Origin of the sequence: Streptomyces sp. NPDC058758 (assembly GCF_042746075.1) — a bacterium.
Classification (GTDB): domain Bacteria; phylum Actinomycetota; class Actinomycetes; order Streptomycetales; family Streptomycetaceae; genus Streptomyces.
Genome location: NZ_JBHYPS010000003.1, coordinates 103,071 through 119,541, shown reverse-complemented (window position 1 = coordinate 119,541; position 16,471 = coordinate 103,071). Strand labels below are relative to the sequence as shown.

Genomic DNA, 16,471 nt, shown 5'->3' with positions numbered 1-16,471 from the left:
ACGATCTTCGGTCTTCCATGCGCGAGCCTTCTTCCCGGACGGGCCCGCGGGGGCCAAGGTGGGGGCGACAGCGGCGAACGGAGGGGTGTGGTGATTGTCGGAGTCCTCAAGGAGGCGCGGGACGGCGAGCGGCGCGTGGCGGCGACGCCCGCCACGGTCGAGAAGATCCGCGGGCTCGGCTACGAGGTCGTCGTCGACCCGGACGCGGGCGCGGCGGCGGGCTTCCCCGACGCCGCCTACGAGACCGCCGGCGCCCGCGTCGGCGAAGCGGTGGCCGCGGACGTCGTGCTCGGCGTGAACGCCCCGCCGCCGGAACTGCTGGACCGGATGCGCCCCGGATCCACGGTCGTCGCGCTCTTCGCCCCCGCCTTCGACCCGGCGACGGTCGAGGACCTGGGCCGGCGGCCCCTCACCGTCCTGTCCCCGGACGCAGTGCCCCGCATCAGCCGGGCCCAGTCCATGGACGTGCTGTCCTCGATGGCGAACATCGCCGGCTACCGGGCCGTCGTCGAGGCGGCCCACGAGTTCGGCCGCTTCTTCACCGGCCAGGTCACCGCCGCCGGCAAGGTGCCGCCCGCGCGGGTCCTCGTCGCCGGCGCGGGCGTCGCCGGACTCGCCGCCATCGGCACCGCCGGCTCGCTCGGCGCGATCGTCCGGGCCACCGACCCCCGCCCCGAAGTGGCCGACCAGGTCCGCTCGCTGGGCGGCGAGTACCTGGCGATCGAGTCCCCGGAGACGGAGGTCTCGGCCACCGGCTACGCCAAGGAGATGGGCGACGACTACAAGGCCCGCGAGGCCGCCCTCTACGCCGAGCAGTGCCGCGAGGCCGACATCGTCATCACCACCGCCCTGATCCCCGGCCGCCCCGCGCCCCGGCTCGTCACCGCCGACACGGTGGCCGCCATGCGCCCGGGCTCGGTGATCGTGGACATGGCCGCCGCCAACGGCGGCAACGTCGAGGGGACGGTGAAGGGCGAGCGGACCGTCACCGCGAACGGCGTGACGATCCTCGGCTACACCGACCTGGCGGGCCGGCTCCCCGCGCAGGCGTCACAGCTCTACGGCACCAACCTGGTGAACCTGCTGAAGCTGATGACGCCGGAGAGGGACGGCCGGCTCGTCCTCGACCCGGACGACCCCGTGCAGCGCTCCGTCACCGTCGTCCACGACGGCGAACCGTCCTGGCCGCCGCCGCCCGTCCAGGTCTCGGCCGCCCCCGCGCCCGCCCCCGGCGCGGCCCCCGTCCCGGCCCCGCCGGCCAGGACGCCCCCGACGGCGGGGCGGCGCTTCGCCGGCGTCGCCCTCGCGGCCCTCGCGCTCTTCCTCGTCGTCGGCTTCGCCCCGCCCGCGCTCCTGCCCCACGTCACGGTCTTCGTCCTCGCCGTCGTCATCGGCTACTACGTCATCGGACACGTGCACCACGCCCTGCACACCCCGCTGATGTCGGTGACCAACGCGATCTCCGGGATCATCCTCGTCGGCGCGATGCTCCAGATCGGCCACGGCTCCCCCGTCGTCACCGTGCTGGCGGCCGTCGCCGTCCTGCTGGCCGGCATCAACGTCTTCGGCGGCTTCGCGGTGACGCGCCGCATGCTCGGAATGTTCCACAGGAGCTGACATGTCCGCCACCCACGCCGCACAGGCGGCCTACCTCGTCGCCGCGCTGCTCTTCATCCTCGCCCTCGCCGGACTCTCCCGGCACGAATCGGCCCGGCTCGGCAACGCCTTCGGCATGCTCGGCATGGCCGTCGCCCTCGTCGCCACCGCCGTCCTCGCCGCCGACCGGGGCATCGGCGCCGGCGCCGCCGGCCTCCTCGCCGCCGCCATGCTCGCCGGCGCGCTCATCGGCCTGTGGCGGGCCCGCGGCGTCGAGATGACCGGCATGCCCGAACTCATCGCGCTGCTCCACTCCTTCGTCGGCCTCGCCGCCGTCCTCGTCGGCTGGAACGGCTACCTCGACGTGGAGCACCGCCCCGGCGGCGCCGAGGCCGCCGCCCTCGACGCGCTCGGCACCCTCGGCATCCACCACGCCGAGGTGTTCGTCGGCGTCTTCATCGGCGCCGTCACCTTCACCGGCTCCGTCGTCGCCTACCTCAAGCTCGCCGCCCGCATCGACTCCCGGCCGCTGGCGCTCCCCGGCAAGAACGCCCTCAACCTCGGCGCCGTCGCTCTCTTCCTCGTCCTCACCGTCCGCTTCACCGTCGCCCCCGCCCTCTGGCTGCTCGTCGCGGCCACCGCCCTGGCCCTCGCCCTCGGCTGGCACCTGGTCGCCTCCATCGGCGGCGGCGACATGCCCGTCGTCGTCTCGATGCTCAACAGCTACTCCGGCTGGGCCGCCGCCGCCTCCGGCTTCCTCCTCGGCAACGACCTGCTGATCGTGACCGGCGCCCTCGTCGGCTCCTCCGGCGCCTACCTCAGCTACATCATGTGCAAGGCGATGAACCGCTCGTTCCTGTCGGTGATCGCCGGCGGCTTCGGCACCGAGGCCCCCTCGGACTCCGAGGCCGACTACGGCGAGCACCAGGAGATCACCGCCCAGGGCGCCGCCGAACTCCTCGCCGCCGCCCGCTCGGTCGTCATCACCCCCGGGTACGGCATGGCCGTCGCCCAGGCCCAGTACCCGGTCGCGGAACTCGCCTCCAAGCTCCGCGCCCGGGGCGTCGACGTCCGCTTCGGCATCCACCCCGTCGCCGGCCGCCTGCCCGGGCACATGAACGTCCTCCTGGCCGAGGCCAAGGTGCCGTACGACATCGTCCTGGAGATGGACGAGATCAACGGCGACTTCGCCGACACCGACGTCGTCCTCGTCATCGGCGCCAACGACACCGTCAACCCGGCCGGCGCCGAGGACCCGGGCAGCCCCCTCGCCGGCATGCCCGTCCTCACCGTCTGGGAGGCCGACCAGGTCGTCGTCTTCAAACGCTCGATGGCCTCCGGCTACGCGGGCGTCCAGAACCCCCTCTTCTTCCGTCCCAACACCAGCATGCTCTTCGGTGACGCCAAGGACCGCGTGGAGGACATCGTCAGCGCCCTGTGACCCCGCCGCCGCGGGCCCCGGCACCCTCCCCGGGCACGCGGCACCCCGTCGTCCGGCACCCCCGCCGCCTTCCTCCACCTGCGGCGGGCCACCGGCCGGGACTGACGGTCCCGGGCTCAGACGAGGGCGGTGACCAGCAGGGCGAAGGCGGCGACGATGACGGCGACGCGCACGTAGTGGTAGCGGTCCCAGCGGTTCGCCTGCTCCTTCCAGTCGGCCGGCCGGTTCTCGGGGGTCCAGGTCTTGCCCCGGTTGTTGATCGGGACGAGCAGCAGCACCGACATGATCACGCTCAGGACCAGCAGTCCGGCGGCGACGACGACGAGGCGGGTGCCGGGGTCGCCCCACGCGGCGACGGCCCAGACCGCGCTCAGGACGAGCGAGGCGATGTACCAGACCGGCATCACGGCGCCGAGCATCCGGCCGCCGTGGGCGCGACCGAGCAGGCCGCTGTCCTCGGGAAGGGCGTTGAGGATCCGGTTCATGACGAAGGCGACGGAGAACTCCACCCCCACCATCAGGCCGACGACCACGGTGGTGACGACCTCGAGCGCGCTGAGCATGACGACCCCTCCTGTTTTCTAGCATTGCTAGCTGGTGAGGCAACGCTAGTACTTGCTTAGCTCGATTGTCTAGCGGTGCTAGCATCGAGTCATGTCGGTACAGGAACGCAAGCAGCGCGAACGGGCGGACCGCGAGCGCCTCATCGTGGCCACGGCCCGTGAACTCGCCGAGCGGCAGGGCTGGGACGCCGTCACCACCCGCCGGCTCGCCGAGCGCATCGAGTACAGCCAGCCCGTCCTCTACAGCCACTTCCGCGGGAAGCGCGAGATCATCGGCGCCGTCGCCCTCGAAGGCGCCGCCGAGATGGCCGCGGCGGTGCGCGCCGCGACCTCGGCGGCGGACGGCCCCCGCGACCGGGTCACCGCCCTCGCCCGCGCCTACCTCGACTTCGCCGTGCGCAACCCGGCCGTCTACGACGCCATGTTCCAGCTCGACGGCGGCCTGGCCTTCGCGCACGAGGACACCCCCGAACCGCTGAAGGACGCCTTCGCCGCCTTCCTCGAGAGCCTCGGCGAGGTCGCAGGGGAGGACGTCCACCCGGCGCTGTTCACCGAGACGTTCTGGGCCGCCCTGCACGGCCTGGCCACCCTCACCCGGGCGCGGAGGCTCCCTCCGGAGGACACCGAACGCAGGGTCCGCCTCCTGGTGGACCGCCTCGCCGTGGCCTGACCCGGCACCACCCGGGGAAGGGGTCTTTCCCCGGCGCCCCCGGTCGCGTTGGATGGGCCGGAGGAGACGTCGAGGTGCGAAGGGGGTGCGCCGTGGGGCGCGTCACGAAGAGGCGGCGGTGGGCGGCGGCGGTCGTCGCCGCGGTGATCGCGGTGGCCGGACTGGTGTGGTTCAAGCCCTGGGCCCTGTGGGTGGACGAGACCGTCCACGAGGCGCTGCCCTCCGCGACGGCGCCGAGCGGGACGGGAGCGGTGCCCGCGGACCCGTCCCCCTCCGCGCCGCCGACGGAGCCCGCCGGACCGGCCACCGTGGCACGGGGCTCGTTCATCAGCCACGAGCACGCGACGACCGGAACAGTGAGGATCGTCCGGCTCGCCGACGGCAGCCACACGCTCCGGCTCGAAGGCCTCGACACGAGCAACGGCCCCGACCTGCACGTCTGGTTGAGCGACGCGCCGGTGAAGGAGGGGACGGCCGGCTGGCGCGTCTTCGACGACGGCAAGTACGTCGACCTCGCCAAGCTCAAGGGGAACAAGGGCGACCAGAACTATCCGCTGCCGGCGGACCTCGACCTGTCGGCGTACACGAGCGTGAGCATCTGGTGCGACCGCTTCGACGTCTCGTTCGGCGCCGCGGAGATCGTCCGCACCTGACACCGCACGGGGGACGCGTTCGGGACGTCCCCGGCCGACGTCCGCCGCCGGCCCGCCCGCGCTCCACCGGCAGCTCGCCGGCGACACCGGCCACGCCGCCGCCCTCCGGCTGCCCCGGGGCACCGGCCGCGTCACGCCCGCCGTGTCAGAGCGGGCCGCCGGCGCCCCCGTGGCCCTCGACGTTGGCCACCATCCGGCGCAGCACCTTGAGGGCGGCCACGTACTCCTCGTCGCCGATGCCCTCGTGGACCACGGCGCGCACCTCGGTCGCCAGTTCGCGGATGCGCACCCGGGCGGCCTCGCCGGTGTCGGTGAGGCGCAGGCGCCGTTCGTCGTCGGTCCGCAGCCAGGCGCGGTGGAGCAGCTGGTCGACGGCCCGGGCGATCTCGTGCGGCCCGGCGGCGAGGTGCGCCAGCTGTGCGGCGACCTCTTCCCGGCCCGGCGCCGCGGGACCGCCGTTCACGCGGTCGAGCACCCAGTACTGCGGCTGCGTGACGTCGATCCTGGCCATGGCGTCCCGCAGGTGCCGGGTGACGGCCGCCTGCGTCAGCCCGCACCAGTAGCCGACCGGCTGGGTGGCCGGCATGTCATCGGTGGCGGCCGGGTTCGCCGGCGCCTGGTCGGTGAGGGCCCTCCTCGACGATTCCATGATCGGCACACTATCCCCGTGCGGACGGGAGCCGCCCCGCCGCTTCGCGCCGGGACAGCCGCCGCTGCTCCCGGTCGGCCCAGCGCCGGACCCGGTCGGGTTCCAGCGGGGTGCCGTGGCCGACGTGGAGGGCAGTGGGGGAGAGGGCGAGCATCGCGCGCAGGCTGGCGAGGTTGCCCAGCGGGTCGTCGTGGAAGGGAGGGTTGCCGGGCCGGCCCCGCACCAGGCCGAAGAAGGAGTTGGCGATCAGGTCTCCGGCGACGAGGTCCCCGCGGTCGGTGAGGACGGAGACCGACCCGGCGGTGTGCCCGGGGGTGGGCATGATGCGCGCCGCGACCCCGAAGTCCTCCAGGTCGGTCTCGCCGGTCACGACCACGTCGGGTTCGACCGGGGGGACCTTGACGTGCAGGTTCCTGTGCCGGGCCATGAGGCGGCCCATCGGCCCGGTGGGCAGGTACGGTTCGCGGGCCCGGCCGGTGCGGTAGGGACCGAGGTCGGCGACGTGCCCCGCGACGGGCGCCCCGGTCAGGCGGCGCAGTTCGGCGGCGGAGCCGAAGTGGTCGATGTGGCCGTGGGTGAGGACGATCAGCGCCACGTCGGCGGGGTCCACGCCGTGGGCGGCGACCTGCTCGTGGATCCTCCGGCCGCTGCCGGGCGTCCCCGCGTCGACGATGACGGGGCGGCGGCCCAGCAGCAGGTAGGCGTTGATGTGGTGCCGCCCCATGACGGGCAGGGGGACGACCTTGGTTCGGGACACGGTTCTCTCCTCGGGCATGACCGTCTTCCGCCGCGCGGCGGTCCGCGGGCGGTGGGAGGGGGTGCGGGGTTCAGCGGAAGCGGCGCCGGTACTCGGCGGGGGTGGTGCCGAGACGGCGCCGGAAGGAGCGGTGCAGGCTCTCCACGGAACCGAGGCCGCTGAGGGCGGCGATCTCGGGCAGGCCGTGGGCGCTGTCCTGGAGCAGCCGGCGGGCGGCCTCGAGGCGCAGGGACTCGACGTACGCGGCCGGAGTGGTGCCGGTGCGCCGCCGGAAGACCCGCGAGAAGTGCCGCACGCCCAGGTGCAGCCGGGCCGCCAGGACCTCGGCGGACAGGTCCTCGGCGAGGTGCTCGCCGATCCACACGCGCAGGTCGTCCAGCCGGTCGCCGGGCGCGGCGGGAGGGGTGAGCGGCACGCTGAACTGGCTCTGCCCGCCCGCCCGTTTGACGTACATGACCATCGTCCGGGCGGTGGCGAGGGCGAGTGCGGGGCCGTGGTCCTCGGTGACCATGGCCAGCGCCATGTCCATCCCCGACGCGATGCCGACGCAGGTCCACAGCCTGCCTTCCCGGATGAAGATCGGGTCCGGGTCCACGGTGACGAGCGGGTGGTCGGCGGCGAGCCGCCCGGCCGTCCGCCAGTGGGTCGTGGCGGTACGGCCGTCCAGCAGCCCCGCCGCCGCCAGCAGGTGCGCGCCCGAGCAGACGGACCCCAGCCGGCCGGTGCCGGGCGCCACTTCGCGCAGCCAGTCGACGATCCGGCGGTCGAGCACCGGCTCCACCTCGTGGTCGCGCACGCGGACGGCACCCGACACGAGCAGGGTGTCCACGTCGCCGTCCACCTCGTCCAGCGCCAGGTCGGCCATCAGCCGGATCCCGCCGGAGGTGGCCACCGGCTCGCCCCCGGCCGTGGCGATGCGGACGGTGTAGCCGGGCCGGGCGGAGCCGGCGATCCGGCCGGCCATCGAGAAGACCTCGGCCGGCCCGGTGACGTTGAGGAGCTCGACGCCGGGGAAGGCCGCGACGACGACCCGGTGCGGTGGAAGCATGCGCCGATCATTCCGCCCGGCCCCGACGTCCGCAATGACCATGTTCTGTCAGATCCGGACCTGCCGCGGACGGCGGACGGTGCGCGTTCGGCTTCGTCCGCGGCCCGCGGCCCGCGGCCCGAGGCCCGAGGCCCGAGGCCCGCGGCCCGAGGTCCGAGGTCCGAGGTCCGAGGTCCGCGTCACCGTGCCCCGCCCCTTGCCGGGCCCGACGGCGCCGGGCCCCGCCGGTGTCAGCCGGTGCGGCGCAGGGGCGGCGGGGTCCAGTCGCCGGTGAGGGCGGACTCCTCGGGCCAGTACAGGCGCAGGAAGACGTTGAAGCTTCCGGCGGGGGCGGGGAGCCAGTTGCTCTCGCGGTCGGGGCCGGGGCTGTCGTGCTGGACGTGGATGTCCAGGGAGCCGTCGGGGTTGGTCCGCATGCCGCTGCGGTCGCCGATCGCGTACCGGCCCAGCGGGTTGTCGGCGAAGAGCTGGCGCTCGTTCATCATCGTGAGGGACCAGAAGCCGTCGACGGGCGGGGTCCGGCCGGCGTCGAAGTGCAGCACGTAGGTGTGGGCGCCGTCGAGGGGCCGGCCGTCGGCGTCGGTGGTGGCGTGCGGGTACAGGGCGTCGGCGTCGAGGTTGGCCCCGTAGCCGAACCGGGTGATGACCGCGCGCTTGGCGTAGTCCGTGCCGTAGTCCCCCAGCCCCCGGTGCACCGTCCAGCCGTCGGTCTTCGCGGACTCCGCCCGGCCGAGCAGCTCGCGCAGGACCTCGGGTCCGCGCCGCGCGCCCGCGTCGAGGACGGCGATCTCCTCCGGGGACAGGTCGTCCAGGCTCGCGCCGGGTGCGATGCCGAGCTTGGCGAGGGTGCCCAGGAGCGGCGCGTCGGCGGGGGCGGGGGGATTGTCGACCATCATCCGGTTGAGGAGGGCGAAGTAGTCGCGGCCGCCGAGCGCGTGGACCTGGTCGACGGGCGCCGTCGCGGTGTCGGCGCCGGCGGCGACGGGCACGTCGGTGGGAGGGGAGTAGTCGTCGGGATCGCCGGTCCACCGCGACAGCGGGACCAGCCGCGTGGCGTCCTGCAGCGCGTTCACGGCCGGGAAGTCCGCCGGGCCGCTGGTCGCGTACCTGGCGATGATCCAGTTCACGGCGGTGGGCGACTCCAGCAGCGTCAGGCCGTCGGGGACCGCTCCCGACCAGGACGGCCCGGCGATCAGGAACGGCCCGGCGGACGAGCCGTTCCCGCGCCGGCCGACGACGGCGCAGACGTCGGACCAGGCGTCCAGGACCGGAACCATCCAGAAGCGGTCGCCGAAGTCGGGCAGGGTCAGCACCAGGGGCTCGTCGGACAGGTCGAGCCAGCCGCTGGAGTACAGCGTGTCGGCGTTCGGCGAGACGACCTCGGTGAAGGAGGCGTCCGGGGTGGCGCGCATGTAGCAGAACTGGTTGACCGGGGCCTTCCTGCGCGCGTCGTCCCGGGCCGGCACCGCCGTCATGACGTTCTTCGTGACGGCCGCCGTGACCAGCGGATACCCGTAGATCCAGGCCTCCGTGGCCAGCTTTTCCATCGACTCGTCAGGCATGCGTCGCTCCAGGTGTGAGGGGCCCCGTTGGGGCCCGACGCTATGAGCGCGGCCCCCCGGCCGCCCGACGGGTCCGCTGAACGGGTGACGGGGCCGCGAAAGTGCGGGCGCGGTCGCGCGGTGTTGGAATGGGTGGCGGCAACGGGTGCGGCCGGGGGCGTGGCCGCCGTACCGCCGAAGGCCGAGAGCCGTCAGCGAGGAGTCGGAATGAGCGTCGACGAAGTCGAATTCTCCGAGATGGGGCCCGTGGACTTCCTGGTCCTGGAGTTCCCGGGAAACCGCATGACCGGAGAAGGGCTGCCCCTGCTGCTCGACCTCGTCGAGCGGCGCGTCATCCGGATCCTCGACCTGTCCTTCGTCCGCAAGGACGAGGACGGTTCGGTCACCGCGCTGAAGGTCGCCGACCTGGACGGGGACGGGGAACTGGACCTGGCCGTGTTCGAGGGCGCCTCCTCGGGCCTGCTCGGCGAGGACGACCTCCAGGAGGCCGCCGCCGTCCTGGAAGCCGGCAGCTCCGCGGGCATCCTCGTGTACGAGAACCTGTGGGCCGTGCCGCTGGCGGCCGCCCTGCGCCGCGGCGGGGCGCGCATGGTGGCCAACGGAAGGATCCCGCCCGAGGACCTCCTGGCGAGCCTGGAGGCCGTGGAGGCCGCGACCGCCGCGTCCGGCTCCTGAAGGCTCAGGGCCGACACCCACCCGACGACGACAAGGAATCTGCCATGCCCGGTCTCCTGCGCGGTATCGCGCGCACCGCGGTCATCTCCGGTACCGCCACCGCCGTGTCCAACCGCGTGTCGCGCCGGCAGGCGGGCCGGTGGGCGCAGCAGGACTACCAGCGCGCCGCCGTGGCGGAGCCCCCGCAGGCGTACTCCGCTCCTCCTCCGCCGCCGCCCGCCCCCGAGCCGCCGGCCGAAACGTCGATGGACGCCAAGATCTCCCAGCTGAAGGAGCTCGGCCAGCTCAAGGAGCAGGGAGTGCTCTCCGAGGCCGAGTTCGAGGCCCAGAAGAGCCGCATCCTGGCCTCCTGACCCGCACCCGCACCCGCCCCTCCTCCGCGCCCGCCCCTCCTCCGCCCCGCCCCTCCTCCGCCCCGCCCCCTCCTCAGCCGAGGACGTTGACGGCGCGGGCCACCACCAGACCGAGGACGAGCAGCGAGACGAGCGACTGGACCCCCATGGCGATCTTCGCCCAGGGCGCCAGGGGCATCACGTCGGTGGGGCTGAACGCGGTGGCGTTGGTCAGCCCGAGGTAGAGGTAGTCGACGTAGCGGGGCCGCCAGTGGGGGCTCGCCAGTTCCGGATTGAGCTGCTGGGGGAAGGCGAGCGCGGGCGTGCGGGGGAGGTGGTGGGCGCGGGCCGCGGCCCCGCCGCTGTCGAGTTCGAAGTACAGCAGGGAGAAGGCCAGGACGGTACAGGCCCAGACCGTACCGCCCGACTGCAGGAGGCTGGTGGCGGAGCCGGTCTCCTCGCCGCCCCGGAGGATGTCGTCGACCAGCCGCACCGTCGACCAGACGGCGCTGAGCGCGAGAACCCCCACCAGCGCGATCGACAGGGTGCGCAGCACCGCCGACCGCCGGTCGATCCGCCCCGGGTCACCCGCGATGAGCGCGAGCAGCAGCAGCCCCTCGACGGCCGGCAGCACCCACCGGGGCGCCAGCCGGAGGCCGTCGGGAAGCAGGACGGTCAGCACCATGGCGGTGACGACGGCCAGCGCCATCGGCCACCGGGCCTCGCCACAGGGCTCGGCAGGCCCCGGCCTCTCGGCGGATTCGGGAACGGATCCGGTCACGGTACAGAGCCCTCGCATCGCCTACGGAACGTCGGTCGCCCCCCGCCCTCGGAAGATATAGCCCCCCGCCCCCCACCCGGCGGACCCCACGAGGCGCGCCCGCACCTCACGGCCCGGGTCCGCGTCCCGCGCCCGCCGCGCCGTGCGTCACCAGGCGGCCGCTCCCGCATGCCGGGAACCTCCGACACCGTCCGCCGCGTCCGCCTCGCCGAGGTGCGTCGCTTCGGCAACTCCGTTGACGTGCCGCGTTGTCGCCGGTGTTGCCGCCGGCCTCGATCAGGAGCCGGCGAAACCGGCGGGGATCGGGTGGTCACGCAGGACGCTCGTCGGCCTCGGCGCGGCACCCGCGGCCGGGGAGGCCCGTTCGCCGTCCGGCCCGGGACTCCCCCCGGCGGGGACGCGGCGTGGTGTCACCCTCCTTCCGGGTCCCGTCGTTCGAGGGGGGTCAGTGCCGGGCCCTGGAGGACTGTGCCGTCGATGTCGAAGCGGGAGCCGTGGCAGGGGCATTCCCAGGTGCGTTCCGCGTTGTTGAACGCGACGACGCAGCCGAGGTGGGTGCAGACGGCGGACACGGCGTGGAGCCCGCCCTGGTCGTCGCGGTGGACGGCGCAGGGGCCGCCCTTCGCGCGGACGACGGTTCCCTCGCCCGGCCGCAGGTCGCGGACGGGGTCGTCGGTGCCGGTGCCGAAGGTCTTCAGGCGGTCCCCGACGAAGTGCTTGCCCGTCTCCCACTGCTCCTTGAGGAGGGCCGGCGCGGAACGGAGGGCGGGGCCGAGGCGGCCCGGGGCGTAGAGGCCGGCCCACGGTTCCCGTTCGCCCCGTACGAGGGCGGCGATGGCCGACCCCGCCATGACACCGCCCGTCATGCCCCACCCGGCGAAGCCGGTGGCGACGTAGACGTTCTCGCCGGCGGCGGGCATGCGGCCGACGAGGGGCAGGGTGTCCGTGGCGCTGTTGTCCTGCGCCGCCCAGCGGTGGGTGAGGGTGACCTCGGGGAAGTGCTGCTCGGTCCAGTCCCGGAGACGGGCGTAGCCGGCCTCGGTGTCCTCTCCCGTGCCGGGTTTGAACGCCTCGCCGGTGACGATCAGGAGCCGTCCGCCGTCCGGGAGCGGTGCCGTGCGGACGGAGCGCTTGCCGTCCTCCTCCGTGATGTACATGCCGTCCGGGTCCCGGGGCGCGGGCAGGGGGCCCGCGATCACCAGGTCGCGGTGCTGGGTCAGCCTCGTGGCGAGCAGCGCGTGGTCGAAGACGGGGTGGTGGGTGGCCACCACGACGTGCCGGGCGGAGACGGTGGCCCCGGTGTCGGTGGCGAGCCGGCAGGGGTCCCCCCGGTGGAGCTCCACCACGCGGGTTCCCTCGTGGATCCGGCCGCCGAGCGCCACGAGGTCGTCGACGAGCGCGCGCAGGTACGCGAGCGGGTGGAACTGGGCCTGGTGCTCCACCCTGACGGCGCCGGCGACGGGGAAGGGCAGTCCGGTCTCCGTGACGAACGAGGCGGCGAGGCCGGCCGCCCGGGCCGCCTCCGCCTCGGCGCGCAGGGCGGCGACGCCCTCGGGCCGCCGGCAGTAGGTGAGCGCCGGGCGTCGTTCCAGGTCGCAGCTGATGCCGAGCTCGTCGACCACCTCGACGACGCGGCGCAGCGCGGCGCTCTGGGAGGCCGCGTACCGGCGGGCGGCGTCGTCTCCGTGCCCGGTCCGGAGCGTGTCGTACACGCGGGGGTGCAGAGCGGTGAGTTTTCCCGTCGTGTGGCCCGTGACCCCTCCCGCGAGCCGGTCCGCCTCCAGCACGACGACGTCGAGCCCGGCCCGGGCGAGCTCCCACGCCGTGTTGAGACCGGCGATGCCGGCGCCGACGACCACCGCGTCCGCCTCGGCCGCATCCGCGAGGGAGGGGAAGGAGGGGAGGGGGGCCGTCTCCGTCCAGTAGGAGCGTCCGCTGTCCGAGAGTCGCTTCATGTCCGGCGTCTGCCCGGTCGTGCCGTCCTGACGCGTCGGGGCGGGATCTCCCGGCCAGAGGGGGTGCGGGTGTTCCGCCGAACGGCCGAAGCCCCGGTGTGGGGGCGGGCGGACCGGGTAGCCGGTCGTCATGGCCCGACTCGACGCCGCCTTCGCGCCCTGGGGCGACAGCACCCTCTCCCTCCTGTCCCGTGGCTACGCCTGGCTGCCCGACCGCATGCGCGCCACGGACGGCGGCCCGGTCAGGACCAGGCTGCTGGGACGGCCGGCGGTCGCCCTGCGGGGTCCGGACGCCATCGGCTTCTTCTACGACGAGCGGAACGTCAGACGCGCGTCGGCCCTCCCCGGGCCCGTGCTCGACACCCTCTTCGGGCGGGGGGCCGTGCACACCCTGGACGGCGAGGCCCACCGGGTCCGGAAGGCCATGTTCCTGGCGGTCCTCAAGGACGGAGCGGGGGTGGCGGCCCTCGCCGACCACGTGGGCCGGTACTGGTCCGAGAGCGTGGCCGACTGGTCCGACGGCCGGCGCGTCGTGCTCTTCGACGAGGTGGCGCTGGTCCTGGCCCGTTCCGTGTGCGCGTGGGCGGGGGTCCGGCTCTCCGACGAGGCCGTCCGGCGGATGGCCGTCGACTGCACGGCCATGGTCGACGGGTTCGCGACCCCGGGCCCCCGGCACCTTCGCGCGCGCCGCGCCCGCGCCCGGCAGGAGGCCGTGCTCGCCGGCCTGATCGGCGCCGTCCGCGAGGGCGGGGAGTCGTCCGTCGACGAGAAGACCGCCTTCGGGGCCGTGGTCCGGCACCGTGATGCCGACGGCGGACTCCTCGACCCGCGCACGGCCGCGGTCGAACTGCTGAACGTCATCCGGCCCACCGTCGCGATCGCGTGGTTCGCCGCCTTCGCGGCGCACGCCCTGCACCGGTGGCCGGAGCACGGGGAACCGCTCCGGCGGACGACGACGGGCGGTACGCGCGCTCGTTCGCCCACGAGGTGCGGCGCTTCTACCCCTTCGCCCCGTTCGTCGGCGGACTCGCCGCGACCGACCTGACCTGGCGGGGCGAGGCGATCGCCGAGAACACCCTGGTCCTCCTGGACCTGTACGGGTACCACCACGACCCCGAGGCGTGGGACGATCCGTACCGCTTCGACCCGCGGCGCTTCACCGGCCGCGAACCGGGCGCCGACGAGATCATCCCGCAGGGCGGCGGGGACCCGGCCCACGGCCACCGCTGCCCCGGTGAGGACGTCACCGTGGCGGTGCTGGCCACCCTGGTGAAGCGGCTCGCCCACCTCGACCACGCGGTCCCCGCGCAGGACCTGTCGATTCCGCTGTCCAGGATCCCCACCCGCCCGCGCAGCGGTTTCGTCCTCACCGTCGAGGACCCTTCCCGGGGCGACGACTCCCGCGGCTGACCGCCCGGTTCGGGCCGCGCGCGCGGGACGGGTGTGCGCCGGCCCGGTGTGTGCCGGACCGGAGTGCGCGGGGCCGCCGTCAGGCCGCCCGCTCGTGGTCGCAGGCGTCCTCGACGCCGTACGTCTCCCAGGCGGGGAAGGCGTCGTCGGCGGGAGCGGTCTCGCCCGGCGCGAGGAGACAGGCGTCGAGGGCCGCGCGCAGCGCCCCGGCACGGAGCCCGGTGCCGATGAAGACCAGTTCCTGGCCCTGCGCGGTGTCCGGGCCGTGGACGCCGGACGGTTCGAACCGGGCGACGGAGCCGGCCTGCGACCACAGGCCGGTGACCCGGGGGCGGCTGGCGAGGCGGAAGAACCCCTTGGAGCGCAGGACGCGTCCGAAGGCGCCGCTGTCGAAGTCCTCGGTGACGAAGCTCCAGAGCCGTCCGGGGTGGAACGGCAGGTCGGAGCGGAACACGAGGGAGGAGATGCCGTACTCCTCGGTCTCCGGTACGTGGTCGCCGTTGAGCTCCTTGACCCAGCCGGGGGCCTGCTGGGCCTTCTCGACGTCGAACAGGCCGGTTCCCAGGACGTGTTCGAGCGGCACCCGGCCGCGTACGGCGGGGACGATCCGCGCCTCGGGGTTGAGCCGGGAGAGGGCGGCCCGCAGCCGGCGGGCCTCCTGGGGGCCGACCAGGTCGAGCTTGTTGAGGACGAGCACGTCGGCGAACTCGACCTGGTCCACGAGGAGGTCGCTGACGGTGCGCTCGTCGTCCTCGTACTGGTCCAGGCCGCGTGCGGCGAGTTCGTCGCCGCCGTCGAGTTCGGCCGCGAAGTTCGCGGCGTCGACGACCGTGACCATCGTGTCGAGGCGGGCGAGGTCGCCGAGGGTGGCGCCGTCGTCGCGGGGGAAGGAGAACGTCGCGGCGACGGGGAGGGGTTCGGAGATGCCGCTGGACTCGATGAGCAGGTGGTCGAAGCGGCCCTCGCGGGCCAGCCGTTGGACCTCCTCCAGGAGGTCGTCGCGCAGGGTGCAGCAGATGCACCCGTTGGTCATCTCGACCAGGCGCTCCTCGGTGCGGGAGAGGGCGGCCTCGCCGCCGCGCACGAGCGCGGCGTCGATGTTGACCTCGCTCATGTCGTTGACGATGACCGCCACCCGCAGCCCTTCGCGGTTGCCGAGCACGTGGTTGAGCAGCGTGGTCTTCCCGGCCCCGAGGAACCCGGAGAGCACGGTCACGGGCAGCCGTTCGGCGGGCGTCATGAGTGCTCAGCCCTCCGGGCGGACGAGGCCGCGCTCGTACGCCTTCACCAGGCGCTGCGGCACCTGGTGCACGACGCCGTCGACGGTGACCGGCACCAGCCGGGGCGTGGCCGCCTTCCAGCGGGCGCGGCGGTGGCGGGTGTTGCTGCGGGACATCTTCCGCTTGGGGACGGCCATCGTGAGACTCCTCGGTCCGGTTTCGACACGGAGAAGCTACATGAAAACGACTGTCGTTATCAATATGGCTCCGCGTGACGGCCTGGGAGGTCATGCCGCTCCCACGGGGCGCCCGGTGGCCCCTCTCCCGGGACCGCCGGGCGCTCCGTGCGAGCGGGAGGGGTGGGCGCCTACCAGGAGGACTTGGTGACTCCGGGTAGGAACCCGGCGTGGGCCTGCTGCCGCGTGCGCACGCGCGAGAGCCCGAACTTGCGGAGGTAGCCCCGGGGGCGGCCGTCCGCGCTGTCGCGGTTGCGCACCCGGGTGGCGCTGGCGTCGCGTGGCTGTCGGCGCAACTCCGCCCGGGCGGCCTCCCGTTCGGCGTCGGAGGAGGACGGGTGGCGGATGACCTCCTTGAGTTCGGCCCGCCGGGCGGCGTACCGCGCGACGACCGCCTTGCGCTTCTCGTTCTTCGCGATCTTGCTCTTCTTCGCCATCAGACCTTCCCTCCGCGCGCCCGGATGCGGGCCACGGCCGCCTCGACGCCGATCGCGTCCACGGTCTTGATCGCGCGGGCGCTCAGCGTCAGCCGGACGTACCGGCCCTCACCGGGCAGCCAGTAGCGCTTGCGCTGGACGTTCGGGTCGAAGCGGCGCGAGGTGCGCCGGTGGGAGTGGGAGATGGTGTTGCCGAAGCCGGGCTTGGCGCCGGTCAGTTGGCAGTGGGCCGACACGGGTGTGGCCGCCTCTCTCGCCGGGGGGCGTATTGGTAATGGAAATCGTTCCCATATAGTAGCGCCCATGGCACGCAGCGAACTCCGCCCCGTCGTCAGGCTCCGTTCCACCGCCGGGACCGGCTTCACCTGCGTCACCCGCGAGAACCGCAGGAATGATCCGGACCGGCTCACCCTGCGCACGTACGACCCGGTCGTCGGCCGCCCCGTCGACTTCCGCGAAGAACGCTGACCGCCGCACCCGCCCCCA

General features: G+C 74.1%; 18 protein-coding genes and 1 pseudogene. 8 read left to right on the top strand and 11 right to left on the bottom strand.

The features are described 5' to 3' along the window. The first annotated feature begins 90 nt into the window (after positions 1 to 90). Together ACFW6A_RS05335 and pntB are read left to right on the top strand one after the other, a co-directional pair. Positions 91 to 1,617: a Re/Si-specific NAD(P)(+) transhydrogenase subunit alpha gene (locus ACFW6A_RS05335; RefSeq protein ID WP_386483877.1), complete on the top strand. Its 1,527-nt coding sequence runs from the start codon at positions 91 to 93 to the stop codon at positions 1,615 to 1,617. A gap of 1 nt (position 1,618) precedes the next feature. Beyond that, positions 1,619 to 3,037, top strand: a complete 1,419-nt coding sequence (gene pntB, locus ACFW6A_RS05330; protein ID WP_386638777.1) for a Re/Si-specific NAD(P)(+) transhydrogenase subunit beta — start codon at positions 1,619 to 1,621, stop codon at positions 3,035 to 3,037. A 116-nt stretch (positions 3,038 to 3,153) separates the two neighbouring features. On the opposite strand, the gene ACFW6A_RS05325 is transcribed toward pntB, so the two are convergent. Next, the gene (locus ACFW6A_RS05325) at positions 3,154 to 3,600 is read right to left on the bottom strand and encodes a DUF1772 domain-containing protein (RefSeq protein WP_351854782.1); all 447 of its coding nucleotides are present in this window, start codon (positions 3,598 to 3,600) and stop codon (positions 3,154 to 3,156) included. 91 nt (positions 3,601 to 3,691) lie between these two features. Here ACFW6A_RS05325 and ACFW6A_RS05320 point away from each other — a divergent pair, with 91 nt between their 5' ends. Both ACFW6A_RS05320 and ACFW6A_RS05315 read left to right on the top strand, forming a co-directional pair. Then, a complete protein-coding gene (locus tag ACFW6A_RS05320; RefSeq protein ID WP_351854779.1) occupies positions 3,692 to 4,270 on the top strand; it encodes a TetR/AcrR family transcriptional regulator in 579 nt (192 codons plus the stop codon). Positions 4,271 to 4,362: 92 nt separating this feature from the next. Beyond that, a complete protein-coding gene (locus tag ACFW6A_RS05315) occupies positions 4,363 to 4,923 on the top strand; it encodes a DM13 domain-containing protein (RefSeq protein WP_351854776.1) in 561 nt (186 codons plus the stop codon). 145 nt (positions 4,924 to 5,068) lie between these two features. On the opposite strand, the gene ACFW6A_RS05310 is transcribed toward ACFW6A_RS05315, so the two are convergent. From ACFW6A_RS05310 to ACFW6A_RS05295, 4 genes are all read right to left on the bottom strand, one after another. Next, positions 5,069 to 5,572, bottom strand: a complete 504-nt coding sequence (locus ACFW6A_RS05310) for a MarR family winged helix-turn-helix transcriptional regulator (RefSeq protein WP_386483870.1) — start codon at positions 5,570 to 5,572, stop codon at positions 5,069 to 5,071. 10 nt (positions 5,573 to 5,582) lie between these two features. After that, the gene (locus tag ACFW6A_RS05305; protein WP_351854771.1) at positions 5,583 to 6,329 is read right to left on the bottom strand and encodes an MBL fold metallo-hydrolase; all 747 of its coding nucleotides are present in this window, start codon (positions 6,327 to 6,329) and stop codon (positions 5,583 to 5,585) included. Between the two features lie 70 nt (positions 6,330 to 6,399). Then, positions 6,400 to 7,377: a GlxA family transcriptional regulator gene (locus ACFW6A_RS05300; RefSeq protein WP_386638773.1), complete on the bottom strand. Its 978-nt coding sequence runs from the start codon at positions 7,375 to 7,377 to the stop codon at positions 6,400 to 6,402. 230 nt (positions 7,378 to 7,607) lie between these two features. Continuing rightward, entirely contained in the window at positions 7,608 to 8,939 is a 1,332-nt protein-coding gene (locus ACFW6A_RS05295) for a DUF1254 domain-containing protein (RefSeq protein ID WP_386483875.1), read from the bottom strand. A gap of 207 nt (positions 8,940 to 9,146) precedes the next feature. On the opposite strand from ACFW6A_RS05295, the gene ACFW6A_RS05290 reads away from it, so the two are divergent. Continuing rightward, positions 9,147 to 9,614: a DUF6325 family protein gene (locus ACFW6A_RS05290; RefSeq protein WP_351854764.1), complete on the top strand. Its 468-nt coding sequence runs from the start codon at positions 9,147 to 9,149 to the stop codon at positions 9,612 to 9,614. A gap of 44 nt (positions 9,615 to 9,658) precedes the next feature. Further along, entirely contained in the window at positions 9,659 to 9,967 is a 309-nt protein-coding gene (locus ACFW6A_RS05285; protein WP_351854762.1) for an SHOCT domain-containing protein, read from the top strand. A gap of 73 nt (positions 9,968 to 10,040) precedes the next feature. On the opposite strand, the gene ACFW6A_RS05280 is transcribed toward ACFW6A_RS05285, so the two are convergent. Both ACFW6A_RS05280 and ACFW6A_RS05275 read right to left on the bottom strand, forming a co-directional pair. Beyond that, positions 10,041 to 10,655 carry a hypothetical protein gene (locus ACFW6A_RS05280; protein ID WP_386638769.1) on the bottom strand — a complete coding sequence of 205 codons (615 nt, stop codon included), beginning with the start codon at positions 10,653 to 10,655 and terminating at the stop codon, positions 10,041 to 10,043. Positions 10,656 to 11,137: 482 nt separating this feature from the next. Next, positions 11,138 to 12,682 (bottom strand): FAD-dependent oxidoreductase, encoded by a 1,545-nt coding sequence (locus tag ACFW6A_RS05275; protein WP_386638766.1) that lies wholly within the window; start codon positions 12,680 to 12,682, stop codon positions 11,138 to 11,140. A gap of 130 nt (positions 12,683 to 12,812) precedes the next feature. Between ACFW6A_RS05275 and ACFW6A_RS05270 the strand changes: the two are divergent. After that, positions 12,813 to 14,092, top strand: a pseudogene (locus tag ACFW6A_RS05270) (cytochrome P450). Positions 14,093 to 14,171: 79 nt separating this feature from the next. Here ACFW6A_RS05270 and ACFW6A_RS05265 read toward each other — a convergent pair. The 4 genes from ACFW6A_RS05265 to rpmB form a co-directional block, all read right to left on the bottom strand. Next, positions 14,172 to 15,332: a GTP-binding protein gene (locus ACFW6A_RS05265; RefSeq protein WP_351854752.1), complete on the bottom strand. Its 1,161-nt coding sequence runs from the start codon at positions 15,330 to 15,332 to the stop codon at positions 14,172 to 14,174. A gap of 6 nt (positions 15,333 to 15,338) precedes the next feature. After that, positions 15,339 to 15,509: a 50S ribosomal protein L32 gene (rpmF, locus tag ACFW6A_RS05260; protein ID WP_351854749.1), complete on the bottom strand. Its 171-nt coding sequence runs from the start codon at positions 15,507 to 15,509 to the stop codon at positions 15,339 to 15,341. A 170-nt stretch (positions 15,510 to 15,679) separates the two neighbouring features. Then, positions 15,680 to 15,985: a 30S ribosomal protein S14 gene (gene rpsN, locus ACFW6A_RS05255; RefSeq protein ID WP_351854747.1), complete on the bottom strand. Its 306-nt coding sequence runs from the start codon at positions 15,983 to 15,985 to the stop codon at positions 15,680 to 15,682. After that, positions 15,985 to 16,221 carry a 50S ribosomal protein L28 gene (gene rpmB / locus ACFW6A_RS05250; protein ID WP_351854745.1) on the bottom strand — a complete coding sequence of 79 codons (237 nt, stop codon included), beginning with the start codon at positions 16,219 to 16,221 and terminating at the stop codon, positions 15,985 to 15,987. The genes rpsN and rpmB overlap by 1 nt, the downstream gene beginning before the upstream one ends. A gap of 67 nt (positions 16,222 to 16,288) precedes the next feature. On the opposite strand from rpmB, the gene rpmG reads away from it, so the two are divergent. After that, positions 16,289 to 16,453, top strand: a complete 165-nt coding sequence (gene rpmG, locus ACFW6A_RS05245; protein ID WP_386638762.1) for a 50S ribosomal protein L33 — start codon at positions 16,289 to 16,291, stop codon at positions 16,451 to 16,453. Positions 16,454 to 16,471 lie beyond the last annotated feature (18 nt).

Excerpts from the sequence above, each read along its gene's own strand:
- pntB (WP_386638777.1), top strand. The coding sequence starts at position 1,619 with ATGTCCGCCACCCACGCCGCACAGGCGGCCTACCTCGTCGCCGCGCTG.
- ACFW6A_RS05325 (WP_351854782.1), bottom strand. The coding sequence starts at position 3,600 with ATGCTCAGCGCGCTCGAGGTCGTCACCACCGTGGTCGTCGGCCTGATG.
- ACFW6A_RS05320 (WP_351854779.1), top strand. The coding sequence starts at position 3,692 with ATGTCGGTACAGGAACGCAAGCAGCGCGAACGGGCGGACCGCGAGCGC.
- ACFW6A_RS05310 (WP_386483870.1), bottom strand. The coding sequence starts at position 5,572 with ATGGAATCGTCGAGGAGGGCCCTCACCGACCAGGCGCCGGCGAACCCG.
- ACFW6A_RS05300 (WP_386638773.1), bottom strand. The coding sequence starts at position 7,377 with ATGCTTCCACCGCACCGGGTCGTCGTCGCGGCCTTCCCCGGCGTCGAG.
- ACFW6A_RS05295 (WP_386483875.1), bottom strand. The coding sequence starts at position 8,939 with ATGCCTGACGAGTCGATGGAAAAGCTGGCCACGGAGGCCTGGATCTAC.
- ACFW6A_RS05290 (WP_351854764.1), top strand. The coding sequence starts at position 9,147 with ATGAGCGTCGACGAAGTCGAATTCTCCGAGATGGGGCCCGTGGACTTC.
- ACFW6A_RS05285 (WP_351854762.1), top strand. The coding sequence starts at position 9,659 with ATGCCCGGTCTCCTGCGCGGTATCGCGCGCACCGCGGTCATCTCCGGT.
- ACFW6A_RS05280 (WP_386638769.1), bottom strand. The coding sequence starts at position 10,655 with ATGGCGCTGGCCGTCGTCACCGCCATGGTGCTGACCGTCCTGCTTCCC.
- ACFW6A_RS05275 (WP_386638766.1), bottom strand. The coding sequence starts at position 12,682 with ATGAAGCGACTCTCGGACAGCGGACGCTCCTACTGGACGGAGACGGCC.
- ACFW6A_RS05265 (WP_351854752.1), bottom strand. The coding sequence starts at position 15,332 with ATGACGCCCGCCGAACGGCTGCCCGTGACCGTGCTCTCCGGGTTCCTC.
- rpmF (WP_351854749.1), bottom strand. The coding sequence starts at position 15,509 with ATGGCCGTCCCCAAGCGGAAGATGTCCCGCAGCAACACCCGCCACCGC.
- rpsN (WP_351854747.1), bottom strand. The coding sequence starts at position 15,985 with ATGGCGAAGAAGAGCAAGATCGCGAAGAACGAGAAGCGCAAGGCGGTC.
- rpmG (WP_386638762.1), top strand. The coding sequence starts at position 16,289 with ATGGCACGCAGCGAACTCCGCCCCGTCGTCAGGCTCCGTTCCACCGCC.